We start from the raw sequence: 11348 nt of genomic DNA, 5'->3' as shown, positions 1-11348 counted from the left end.
GCCGCGATCAGCAGGTACTGGAACGAGCCGTCCTTGTACGAGTTGATGAACGCCTCCTCGATCCCGGTGACCAGAGAGGACGTGGCCCGCAGCTCCCAGTAGGGCAGGGTCGCGGCCGTCAGGTCGACGATGGTCTGCGGTACGAGGCGGTTGTCCGCCATGGCCTTCAGATACTCCCGGCGGGAGTGGATGTTGCACTCGAAGTGCGCGTTGATCTGGGAGACCCACTTCGACGGCTGGCCGTAACGCGGGTTCCAGCAGCCGGTGATGGTCACATAGCGGCCACCGGTCCCGAGGATGCGGGAGTGCTCGGCGAAGAGGTCGTCCAGGTCGACGTACATACTCGACTCGTTGTTCCACGAGCCCGCGGCCTGCCCCGCATCGAAGGGCGTGTCGAGCATGTTGCACACCCGGGCGCGGACATGGTCGTCGATACCCAGTTCCCGCGCACGCTCGTTGCCGAAGTCGGCCTGCTTGGCGGAGAGGGTGACCCCCTCGACCTTGCAGCCGAACCGCTGGTGGGCCATCACCATCGAACCGCCCCGGCCGCAGCCCGCGTCCACGAGCGTGTCGTCGCGCCCGATGGATCCGAGCTGGTCCAGGAGGACTTCGGCCTGCGCCGACTCCAGCCGGTGGAGCTCGGCGATCAGCCTCTTCTCGTACTCGCTGTCGCGGGGGTCCCCCAGGGCCACGTGGTCGACGTCGCCGATGCCGTAGTGGTGGTGGTAGAGCCCGTCCACGTCACCGAGACGCAGATTCACGGGCCTGGCCTCGCGGTCCCAGTACCGGGCGATGTCACCCTGGTACGGCGACGCCGGGCTGGGGATGAAGACGGGGGCGTCGGTGGTGAGCTCGGTGCTGGTCATGGTGGAGTCCGTTCCTTACCAGAAATCGGGCAGGCTGTATCGGTAGGTGTTGGTCCGGTGCCAGTAGTGGTTGCCGTCGACCCACGCGGCCACGCCCCGGAGGAAACGCAGCACGCTCGGGACGGGGCACTCGGCAGCCAGCGCGGCGGCTTCGCTCTCGAAGCCGTGCATGAGGTCGTTGTGGACCTCGACCGCCTTCAGATAGGCGTCCCGGTCGGAGACGGCCTCACGTTCGGCGATCACCACGGGCAGATTCAGATGTCTGCCGGGGCTGTTGAGTTCCTTGGTGTACGAGTAGAGGTCGTTGACGATCGTCGTGGCGTTGCCCGCGAGCGCGATGACCCGCTGCATCGCCGGCTGGGCGTGCAGGTCGGCGGGGAGTTCGTAGCCGCCGACGGTGTCGGTGATGGTGGGGCAGGGGCGGAAGTTGTTGAACTGGCGCATCGCCAGGTACTCCCACACCTCGGGTACGTGGTCCGTCTGGGACCAGGCGGCCTCGGCCAGGTATCCCAGGTGCAGACGGGCCATGTCGTGCCGGTACCGGTCGGTCTGCGAGGGGGTGGCCTGGCGGCTGAAGTACTCCATGGCGGAGCGGTAGGCGCGCCGGGGCGCGTCCGAGAGGAGCGACTCGGCCCACTCCGGCTGGTACTCCTGGGTCGTGTGCAGCGGGTCGAGGGCGGTGTGGGCCAGCAGCAGGCGGCTGCCGAGCCCGATGGGCGAACCGCCGTGGTCCTCGCAGTAGCAGTCGTCGACCGCGTTCTCGGCGACCATCAGCCGGGTGGCGACCATCAGATGGTCGACACTGGGCGCGTCCGGGTGGCAGGCGACCATGTACCGGCCGACGGAGAAGCCGTCGAACTGGTCCTCCCACTCCGGGGGGAACGCCTGGACCTCGTCCACCGCCCATGCCTTGATCCGCCGGCTGACCTCCGCCACCCGCACCGGGTCGGGGTGGGCCACCGGATGGTGGTAGAGACCGGGGACCGGCGTGCCCTCCACCGGGTCCGCCGACCGGGACGCCGAAGGGGCCGGGGGGACCGGGAAGGCGGGGGGTCCCGGCGGAACCGGGCGCCCCGGGAGAGCCAGGTGTTGCGGTGGAACCAGGGGGCCCGGGAGGACCGGGGGCGCCGGTGAAACCAGGGCTTCCTGGTGCGCCGGGGGCTCCAGGTGCACCGCGGATTCCGGATGCGCCGCGAGTTCCGGGGGTCCGGGGTGCTCCAGGGTCTCAGTGTGCTCCAGGAGTTCCGCCCGCCGGCCCAGGTGCAGGCCCGCCGTGCCCAGTCCGCTGGGGCCGCACAGAATCCGTTGCAGGGCAGCGCTCGGCTGCCGGGGTGAAGGCCCGGGATCGGGCATCCTTAGCTCCTTGGTGAGGTGGCCGGGCCCGCCAGGACTCAGGCGCGGTGGCCGATCTGTACGTTCTCCAGCACGCCGAGCGCGTCGGGCAGCAGGACGGCCGCGGAGTAGTAGGCGGTGACCAGGTACGAGATGATCGCCTGCTCGTTCATGCCCATGAAGCGCACCGAGAGCCCCGGTTCGTACTCCTCCGGCAGGCCGGTCTGGTGCAGGCCGATGACGCCCTGGTTGTCCTCGCCGGTGCGCATGGCGAGGATGGAGCTGGTGTTCTCCTCGCTGACGGGGATCTTGTTACAGGGCAGGATCGGGACCCCGCGCCAGGCCGGGACCTGCTGGCCGCCGAGGTCGACATGGTCCGGATAGACCCCGTAGGCGTTGAAGCCGCGCCCGATCGCCGCGATCGTCCGGGGGTGGGCGAGAAAGAGCCTGGTGCCGCGGCGCCGGCTCAGCAGCTCGTCGAGGTCGTCCGGGGTGGGCGGGCCCGACTGGGTCTGGATGCGCTGCTTGAAGGCGGCGTTGTGGAGCAGCCCGAATTCGCGGTTGTTGATCAGCTCGTGCTCCTGGCGCTCGCGCAGCGCCTCGATGGTGAGCCTGAGCTGCTCCTCCGTCTGGTTCATCGGCCCGTTGAAGAGGTCGGCGACCCTGCTGTGGACCCGCAGCACCGTCTGCGCCACGGAGAGTTCGTACTCACGTGGACGGAGTTCGTAGTCGACGAAGGCGCCCGGCAGCTGTGCCTCGCCGGTGTGCCCGGCCGACATCGCGATCTCGGCCTCGCCGTGCCGGGTCTGCGGTTTGCCGGAGAGCGAGCCGAACTCCCGGATGTGGGCCTGGAGGCCCGGCGCCTCGGAGAGCACGGCGTCGAAGTCGGCGCGGGAGAGGGTGAGCAGGGTGCCCGCGGTCTCGGCCTTGGCCGTGCAGTCCCAGGTCGCTTCGGTGTCCAGCAGGGCGTTCTCGCCGAACCGGTCGCCGTCGGCGAGCAGGGCGACCGCTGTCTCGTCGCCGTACTTCCCGATGGAGGTCTGCCTGACCCGGCCGTGGGCGATCAGATGGATCTGCTCGGCGGGGCTGCCGCGCTCGGCCAGCACCTCACCGGCCCGGAAGTCGCGCTGGACGCACCGGTCGGCGATGGCGGTCAGCACCTCGACGTCGTCGAAGCCACGCAGCAGCGCCAGCTCGCCGAGCTCGCGCGGGACCACCCGGACACCTGAGCCGTCCTGGACGAACTCGATGACCCCGTCCCCGACGGTGTAGCTCAGCCGTCTGTTCACCCGGTAGGCGCCGCCCTTGGTCTCCACCCAGGGGAGCATCCGCAGCAGCCACCGGGAGGTGATCTCCTGCATCTGCGGGGCGGACTTGGTCGTGGTGGCGAGGTTACGGGCGGCTGCCGTGCTCAGACTGGACTGCGCGGGCGGCCGCACTCCGGTCTCCGGGCCGGTCTCAACGGTCATCAGTCGCGTTCTCCTTTGTGACGGCGGTGATCGGCGTCGGCGCACCAAACGGTGGAAGAGAGAACAGACGGCGACATCACCGGCAATCCCCCCAGGACCACCGGAACGCTAACCGCCGGTCCGCCCAACTCGCCCGGAGCAGCGGAGGAGTTACTTCGATGCAGCGATCTCGCCCCGCATCAGGTTTATCCGGCTGACCGACGACTTTCAGCCCCTGGTCAACCGCCCTTCGGGTCAGCGGAGTTCGCACACCACCGTCCCCGGGTGGCCACCGCACCGCCCCCTGGAGGCCGTAACAGGCCAGGGGCATCCCGGCCATCGGCTCCCCCGGCGGCCACGCGCCGGGCAGGCGGCCGCGCACCGGGCAGGCGGCGGGGGCCGGGCCTCTCAGCCGGTGGGGGTGCCGACCCCGTCGCGTTCGAGCGCGGACCGCAGCTGACGAAGGGCCCGGCCGACGGCCGCTGTCGCGTTCTGGTCGAGGGTGTCTTCGACCAGCTCGCCCAGGCGTGCGGTGAAGGTGACCTCGGCGGCGTGGAGGAGCTGTGAGCCGTCGCCGGTCAGGGCCAGCAATGAGGATCTGCGGTCCGCCGGGTTGGCCTGGCGGACGATCAAGCCCCGCTGCTCCAGGCGGTCGACGCTCTTACTGGTCGCGCCGGCGCCGATGGCGAACTCCGCGGCGACGTCGGCCACCCGGGCCCCCGAATGCTCCCGGAGGAACCGCAGGAACTCGAACTGCGACGTCACGATCCCGTGCCGCTCGCGCAGGTGGTCGTTGAGCGCGTTGTACAGGCGCGTCTCGCAGCGGACGAGATCCGCGAAGAACGCGGGGAGGTCAACGGGACCTTCAGCCGATTTATATGCCATGGAATATAGTGTAGTGGAAAGCATGCAGCACACGGGAGGAAGCAGATGAGCAAGCAACAGCTCGCCGAGGTCGACGCGATGCTCCGCCGGCCCCGGCCCGACGGCCCGCGCTCCGTCGGGCAACTGCGCGCCGGGTTCAGGGCCCTCATGGACACGATGTTCGTGCCGGACGACGTGCGCACCGCGCCGACCACGCTCGGCGACCGGCCCGCCCTGCACGTCACACCGGAGAGCGGGGCCCGGCCCGGCACCATCCTGTACTTCCACGGCGGGGGCTTCGTCTTCGGCTCACCGGAGACCGCGCTCCCGCTGACCGCGCAGCTCGTCTCCAAGACCGGCTTCGCCTCGTACTCGGTGGAGTACCGGCTGGCCCCCGAGCACCCGTTCCCGGCGGGTCTTGAGGACAATCTGAGCGCCTACCGCGCCCTTCTCGACAGCGGCCTCGACCCGTCATCTGTCGCCTTCGCCGGAGACTCCGCCGGTGGCGGCTACGCGGTCACCACCTCGCTCGCCGCCCGCGACGCGGGCCTGCCGCTGCCCGCCGCGATCGTGGCCTTCTCGCCGGGCCTCGACGCCACCAGGACCGGCGGGAGCATGACGGCCAAGGAGGGCGTCGACCCGGTCTTCACCCGCGACGCCGTGCTGCACACCGGGGCCATGTACCTCGCCGGCCAGGACCCCGAGCAGCCCCTGCTCAGCCCGGCTCTCTTCGCCGACCTGACCGGCTTCCCCCCGCTTCTCATCCAGGTGGGCGGCAACGAGATCCTGCTCGATGACTCGACCCGCCTCGCCACCCGCGCCAGGGACGCCGGAGTCGACGTCATCCTCGACATCACCGCGGACGCACCGCACGTCTTCCAGGCCTTCGCGGGCGGGACGCTCGACGAGGCCGACCAGGCACTCGACCGCGCAGCCCTCTTCCTCGCCCAGCGCGTCCCCGCCTCCTGACGTCACCCCGGAGGAGCGCGTTCCGTGCGCGGTTCCGTACGGCTCCCGGCAGTTCCCCTACGGCTCCCGTACGGCTACAGCGCGTGCTTCACATACCGCTCGGCGGTCTCCCGCAGCAGCTCCACACCGTCCCGCGCCCACAGCTCCTCGTTGAACAACTCCACCTCGACCGGCCCGGTGTACCCGGCCGCGTCCACCCGCTCGCGCCACTCCCGCAGGTCCACCGACCCGTCACCGAGCTGTCCGCGGCCGTTCAGGACGCCCGCCGGCAGCGGGGTGGTCCAGTCCGCCAGCTGGAAGGTGCAGATACGGCCGCCCTCGCCCGCCCGGACCACCTGCGCGGGCGCCCGGTCGTCCCACCAGATGTGGTACGTGTCCACGGCGACGCCCACCTGCTCGGCGGGGAAGCGTTCCGCCAGGTCCAGGGCCTGGGTCAGGGTCGAGACGACACAGCGGTCCGCGGCGAACATCGGGTGCAGCGGTTCGATCGCCAGGCGCACCCCGCGCTCGGCCGCGTAGGGGCCGAGTTCGGCCAGGGCGTCCGCGATCCGCTCGCGGGCGCCGTGCAGGTCCCTGGAGCCGGCCGGGAGTCCGCCCGAGACCAGCACCAGGGTGTCGGTACCCAGGGTCACGGCCTCGTCGATCGCCGTACGGTTGTCCGCCAGCGCCGCCGCCCGCTCGGCCGGTTCCGTCGCGGTGAGGAAACCGCCGCGGCAGAGGGTGGTGACGCGCAGTCCCGCCTCCCGTACGAGTGCGGCGGCCGCCTCCACCCCGTACCGCTGGACAGGCTCGCGCCAGAGGCCCACCCCGGGAACGCCCAGGTCGGTGCAGGCGGTGACGAGTTCGGGCAGGGAGAGCTGCTTCACGGTCATCTGGTTGATGCTGAAGCGGGCGAGGTCTGCGGTCACTGTGCGACTCCGTACACATGGAGCAGGGACGTCATCCTGCTCTGGGCGAGCGCCGGATCGGGGAAGAGGCCGAGCCGGTCCGCCAGTTCGTACGCCCGCGCCAGATGCGGCAGCGAGCGGGCCGACTGGAGGCCGCCGACCATCGTGAAGTGCTCCTGGTGCCCGGCCAGCCAGGCCAGGAAGACCACACCCGTCTTGTAGAAGCGGGTCGGGGTCTGGAAGAGATGCCGGGACAGCTCGACCGTGGGGTCCAGGAGGTCGCGGAAGCCCTGGGCGTCGCCGGTGTCCAGGACCCGGACCGCCTCGGCGGCGAGCGGGCCCAGCGGGTCGAAGATGCCGAGCAGCGCGTGACTGAAGCCGCGCTCGTCGCCCGCGATCAGCTCGGGGTAGTTGAAGTCGTCCCCGGTGTAGCAGCGGACCCCGTCAGGGAGCCTGCGGCGCAGCTGTACCTCGCGCTCCGCGTCGAGCAGCGAGACCTTGATGCCGTCCACCTTGTCCGGGTGGGCCGCGATGACCTCCAGGAAGGTGTCGGTCGCCGCGTCCAGGTCGGGCGAGCCCCAGTAGCCGTCGAGCGCCGGGTCGAACATCGGCCCGAGCCAGTGCAGGATGACCGGCTCCGCGGACTGGCGCAGCAGTCGGCCGTAGGTCTCCAGGTAGTCGTCGGGGCTCTTCGCCGTCGCGGCGAGCGCGCGCGATGCCATCAGGATGGCCTGCGCCCCGGTCTCCTCGACGACGGCGAGCTGGGCCTCGTACGCCTCGGTGACCTGGTCCAGCGTCACATCGCCGGGTGCCAGCTGGTCGGTGCCGACACCGCAGGCGATGGCGCCGCCGGCCGCCCTGGCCTCGGCCGCGGAGCGGCGGATCAGCTCGGCGGCGACCGGCCAGTCCAGGCCCATGCCGCGCTGCGCGGTGTCCATGGCCTCCGCCACGCCGAGCCCGTGGGACCAGAGGTGGCGGCGGAAGGCGAGGGTGGCGTCCCAGTCGACGGCGGGCGGCCCGTCCGGCGACACATCGGCGTACGGGTCGGCGACGACATGGGCGGCCGAGAAGACCGTACGGGAGGCGAGCGGGGCGCCGCCGGCCGTGAAGGCGGCGGGTTCGGTGCGGGGCGTGTAGGCGTACGTACCGCCGGGGCCCGCACCGTCGGCGCGTGGCAGCAGGATCGTCACAGCGTGATCTCCGGGACGTCGAGACGGCGGCCTTCGGCGGACGACTTCAGCCCCAGCTCGGCGAGTTGCACACCGCGGGCGCCCGCCAGCAGGTCCCAGTGGTACGGCTCGTCGAGCGCGATGTGACGCAGGAAGAGCTCCCACTGGACCTTGAAGCCGTTGTCGAAGTCGCCGTTGTCCGGGACCTCCTGCCACTGGTCGCGAAAGGCGTGGGTGGCGGGCAGGTCCGGGTTCCAGACCGGCTTGGGTGTGGAACTGCGGTGCTGGACACGGCAGTTGCGGAGCCCCGCGACGGCAGAGCCCTCGGTTCCGTCGACCTGGAACTCGACCAGCTCGTCGCGGTTGACCCGCACCGCCCAGGAGGAGTTGATCTGGGCGACCGCTCCGCTCTCCAGCTGGAAGATCCCGTAGGCGGAGTCGTCGGCGGTCGCCGGGTACGGCTCGGACCGCTCGTCCCAGCGCTGCGGGATGTGGGTGGCGGCGAGGGCCTGTACGGAGGTGACCCGGCCGAACAGCTCGTGCAGGACGTACTCCCAGTGCGGGAACATGTCCACGACGATGCCGCCGCCGTCCTCCGCGCGGTAGTTCCACGAGGGGCGCTGGGCCTCCTGCCAGTCGCCCTCGAAGACCCAGTAGCCGAACTCACCCCGGACGGACAGGATCTTCCCGAAGAAGCCGCCGTCGATGAGGCGCTTGAGCTTCAGCAGCCCCGGCAGGAACAGCTTGTCCTGGACGACACCGTGCTTGATTCCGGCGGTCCTGGCCAGTCGCGCCAGCTCAAGGGCGCCCTCCAGGCCGGTGGCGGTCGGCTTCTCGGTGTAGATGTGCTTCCCGGCGGCGATGGCCTTGCGCAGCGCCTCCTCGCGGGCCGAGGTGACCTGGGCGTCGAAGTAGATGTCGACGGCCGGGTCGGCGAGTACGGCGTCGAGGTCGGTGGACCACTGGTCGAGCCCGTGCTTCTCGGCCATCTCCCTGAGCGCCTGCTCACGGCGGCCGACGAGGACGATCTCGGGCCAGAGCCGGGTGCCGTCGCCGAGGTCGAGGCCGCCCTCCTCGCGGATCGCGAGGAGGGAGCGGACGAGGTGCTGGCGGTAGCCCATCCGGCCGGTCACGCCGTTCATGGCGATCCGCACTGTCTTACGTGTCACGAAAGGTCCCTCCACAGGGTGACGCACGCGGTCCTGCACACAGGCCGTGCACACGGCCCGCACCGGGCGATGGCAAGCGTGCGGTAGGAAGCGAGCGATAGCAAGCGCTTTCTACGCGCTATGAAGCTAACCTGCGGACACCGGCCCCGACAAGAGGCGGGCCCGCGGCAACGGGCGCGGGCAGCCGCGCGGGGCGGTCAGCCGAGCGGGATCATGTGACAGGAGATGCGGGCGAGTGGCACGGAGGCAGACATGACAACGACGCTCTCGGACGTCGCGGCCCGCGCACGGGTCTCCCCGGCGACGGTGTCCCGTGTGCTCAACGGCAACTACCCGGTGGCGGCGGCCACCCGGGAGCGCGTACTGGCGGCCGTGAACGAGCTGGACTACGTACTGAACGGCCCGGCCAGCTCCCTGGCAGCCGCCACGTCCGACCTGGTCGGCGTCCTGGTCAATGACATCGCCGACCCGTTCTTCGGCATCATGGCGGGGGCGGCCCAGTCGGAGATCAGCGGCCAGGAGGGCAGCGGACGCGGGGGCGGCGAGAAGCTGGCGGTCGTCTGCAACACCGGCGGCTCCCCGGAGCGCGAACTCACCTATCTCACGCTGCTCCAGCGCCAGCGCGCCACCGCGGTCGTGCTGACCGGCGGCGCCATCGAGGATCCGGAGCACACCGCCGCCGTCTCCGCGAAGCTCACCAGACTCGCCGGCGCCGGAACCCGGGTGGTGCTCTGCGGGCGCCCGCCGGTCCCCGGCAGCGAGTCCGCGGTCACCGCGCTGCCCTTCGACAACCGGGGCGGCGGGCAGCGGCTCACCGAACATCTGCTGACGCTCGGACACCGGCGGATCGGCTATGCGGCCGGTCCCGCCGAACGGACCACCACCCGCGACCGCCTGGCGGGCCACCGGCTGGCCATGGCGGCGGCCGGGCTGTCCGACGGATCGGACGGGCTCACGGTGCACGGGCCTTACGACCGCCGCTCCGGCTATGACGCCACCCTCGAACTGCTGCGCAGGGAACCGGGGCTGACGGCCGTCGTGGCGGCCAACGACACGGTGGCGCTGGGCGCGTGCGCGGCGCTGCGGGACCAGGGGCTGCGGATTCCCGATGACGTCTCGGTGGCCGGTTTCGATGATCTGCCGTTCTCGGTGGACGCGTCGCCGGCCCTGACGACGGTGCGGCTTCCGCTGTACGAGGCGGGGGCGCGGGCCGGGCGGCTCGCGATGGGCCGGGAGGCGGCGCCGAAGGGCGGGGTCGCGGTGGTGCGGGGCGAGCTGGTGATCCGCGCGTCGACGGCTCCGCCCGGCCGGTGACAGGTCCCGCCGTGCCTCCGCCATGCGCCGGCCGGGGCGATGGGCGGCCCCGACCGCGAGGCGGATTGCCGGGGACGGGTCCCGTGGACCAATGATGACCTGGCATCAGCAGGCAGGATCCGCGGGAACCGGGGCAAACGGAGACCAGGGCCCGGACGGGCCAACGGATCAGACGGAACCGGTCGGACCAGACGGAACCGGCCGGATCGGACGGAACTGCCGGGGCGCCGGAAGCCAGGCCCGGCGGCTCAGCCTTCAGGAAGGAACAGTGCGTTGAAATTCGCGTTCTCCACCCTCGGAGTGCCAGGAATCACCGTCCCGGACGTGGTACGGCTCGCGGCGGACAACGGCTACCAGGGGGTCGAACTGCGCGCCCACGCCGAGGAGGTCCTGCACCCCGGCACCGGACTGCGGGAACGGGCCGCTGCGGCCGATGAGTTCGCCCGCAACGGGGTCGAGATCCTCGGAGTGGCCGGATACGTGAGGGTGGCCGCACCCGGTGACGACAAGGAGATCGAGGGCGATATCGCCGAACTGGTCTTCCTCGCCGCCGACCTCGGCGCACCGTTCGTCCGGGTCTTCCCCGGCGGTGGCGGCCAGGACTCGGCCGAGGCCGACGCGGCCGCCGCCCGCAGGCTGGGAGCGGCCGCCGAGGTCGCCGCCGACAAGGGCGTACGGATCCTCCTCGAAACCCATGACTCGCACCGCACGGGCGCCGACGCGGCCCGGGTGCTCGGCCCGGTCGGCCACCGGAACATCGGCGCGCTCTGGGACGTGATGCACACCTGGCTGGGCGGCGAGACCCCCGCGGCCAGCCACGCCGTGCTCGCCCCGCACCTCGGCTACACCCAGGTCAAGGATGTCGCGTCGGCCGAGGACACCACCCCGCTCGCGCTCGGCGCCGGGGTGCTGCCGCTCGGCGAGTGCGTGGAGCTGCTCGCGCCGGACGGGGGGTGGCTCTGCTGGGAGTACGAGAAGCGCTGGTACCCCCAGGCGGCGGAGCTGCCGGGGCTGCTGACGGCGGGTCGGGAACACCTGGAGCGGCTGACAGCGGCGGCGGCCGCGCCCCCGGCCGGGTAGCGCACGGCCGGGTAGCGCTCCGCCGGGTAGCGCTCCGCCGGGCAGCACACGGCCTGGTGGCGCTCCGCCGGGCAGCACACGGCCGGGTGGCGCTCCGCCGCGTAGCGCTCGCCCGGGTGGCCCGGCCGGGTCCCGGCGGGCAGCGCTCACCCGGAACCCGGCAGACGGCGGGACCCGAGCGATCAGCCCCGGCAGCCGGTCAGCCCGGGCACGCGGTCAGCCCGGACACTCGGCCAGTCCGGGCACTCAG

At 71.7% G+C, this 11348-nt stretch carries 10 protein-coding genes; 3 read left to right on the top strand and 7 right to left on the bottom strand.

The window, feature by feature from the left end; translation table 11 throughout:
- From ACFXBC_RS15780 to ACFXBC_RS15765, 4 genes are all read right to left on the bottom strand, one after another.
- The coding region (locus ACFXBC_RS15780; protein WP_385023832.1) for a geranyl diphosphate 2-C-methyltransferase at positions 1–866 on the bottom strand (866 nt) is incomplete at its 3' end.
- 15 nt (positions 867–881) lie between these two features.
- The gene (locus ACFXBC_RS15775; RefSeq protein ID WP_385023830.1) at positions 882–2219 is read right to left on the bottom strand and encodes a family 2 encapsulin nanocompartment cargo protein terpene cyclase; all 1338 of its coding nucleotides are present in this window, start codon (positions 2217–2219) and stop codon (positions 882–884) included.
- 38 nt (positions 2220–2257) lie between these two features.
- Entirely contained in the window at positions 2258–3667 is a 1410-nt protein-coding gene (locus ACFXBC_RS15770; RefSeq protein WP_385023828.1) for a family 2B encapsulin nanocompartment shell protein, read from the bottom strand.
- A 387-nt stretch (positions 3668–4054) separates the two neighbouring features.
- Positions 4055–4531: a MarR family winged helix-turn-helix transcriptional regulator gene (locus ACFXBC_RS15765; protein WP_385023826.1), complete on the bottom strand. Its 477-nt coding sequence runs from the start codon at positions 4529–4531 to the stop codon at positions 4055–4057.
- Positions 4532–4576: 45 nt separating this feature from the next.
- Here ACFXBC_RS15765 and ACFXBC_RS15760 point away from each other — a divergent pair, with 45 nt between their 5' ends.
- Entirely contained in the window at positions 4577–5479 is a 903-nt protein-coding gene (locus ACFXBC_RS15760; protein ID WP_385023824.1) for an alpha/beta hydrolase, read from the top strand.
- 74 nt (positions 5480–5553) lie between these two features.
- Here ACFXBC_RS15760 and ACFXBC_RS15755 read toward each other — a convergent pair whose 3' ends face one another.
- Genes ACFXBC_RS15755 through ACFXBC_RS15745 form a run of 3 tightly spaced genes read right to left on the bottom strand, consistent with a single transcriptional unit; the run spans position 5554 to position 8704 of the window.
- Entirely contained in the window at positions 5554–6351 is a 798-nt protein-coding gene (locus ACFXBC_RS15755) for a sugar phosphate isomerase/epimerase family protein (protein ID WP_385023836.1), read from the bottom strand.
- Between the two features lie 32 nt (positions 6352–6383).
- A complete protein-coding gene (locus tag ACFXBC_RS15750; RefSeq protein ID WP_385023822.1) occupies positions 6384–7556 on the bottom strand; it encodes a dihydrodipicolinate synthase family protein in 1173 nt (390 codons plus the stop codon).
- Positions 7553–8704, bottom strand: coding sequence for a Gfo/Idh/MocA family protein (locus ACFXBC_RS15745; RefSeq protein ID WP_385023820.1), 1152 nt, complete (start codon positions 8702–8704; stop codon positions 7553–7555). Before ACFXBC_RS15745 ends, ACFXBC_RS15750 begins: the two co-directional genes overlap by 4 nt.
- 252 nt (positions 8705–8956) lie before the next feature.
- Between ACFXBC_RS15745 and ACFXBC_RS15740 the strand changes: the two genes are divergently transcribed.
- On the top strand, positions 8957–10018 hold the full coding sequence (locus tag ACFXBC_RS15740; protein WP_385023818.1) for a LacI family DNA-binding transcriptional regulator: 1062 nt from the start codon (positions 8957–8959) through the stop codon (positions 10016–10018).
- A 273-nt stretch (positions 10019–10291) separates the two neighbouring features.
- The gene (locus tag ACFXBC_RS15735; protein ID WP_385023816.1) at positions 10292–11098 is read left to right on the top strand and encodes a sugar phosphate isomerase/epimerase family protein; all 807 of its coding nucleotides are present in this window, start codon (positions 10292–10294) and stop codon (positions 11096–11098) included.
- Positions 11099–11348 lie beyond the last annotated feature (250 nt).

Source organism: Streptomyces sp. NPDC059398 (assembly GCF_042751845.1).
Classification (GTDB): Bacteria; Actinomycetota; Actinomycetes; order Streptomycetales; family Streptomycetaceae; genus Streptomyces.
Note: the sequence above shows the minus strand (reverse complement) of the source record. Positions and strands in the feature narration are given on the sequence as shown.

Coding starts and splice junctions, on each gene's coding strand:
- ACFXBC_RS15775 (WP_385023830.1), bottom strand. CDS start 2,219: ATGCCCGATCCCGGGCCTTCACCCCGGCAGCCGAGCGCTGCCCTGCAA.
- ACFXBC_RS15770 (WP_385023828.1), bottom strand. CDS start 3,667: ATGACCGTTGAGACCGGCCCGGAGACCGGAGTGCGGCCGCCCGCGCAG.
- ACFXBC_RS15765 (WP_385023826.1), bottom strand. CDS start 4,531: ATGGCATATAAATCGGCTGAAGGTCCCGTTGACCTCCCCGCGTTCTTC.
- ACFXBC_RS15760 (WP_385023824.1), top strand. CDS start 4,577: ATGAGCAAGCAACAGCTCGCCGAGGTCGACGCGATGCTCCGCCGGCCC.
- ACFXBC_RS15755 (WP_385023836.1), bottom strand. CDS start 6,351: ATGACCGTGAAGCAGCTCTCCCTGCCCGAACTCGTCACCGCCTGCACC.
- ACFXBC_RS15740 (WP_385023818.1), top strand. CDS start 8,957: ATGACAACGACGCTCTCGGACGTCGCGGCCCGCGCACGGGTCTCCCCG.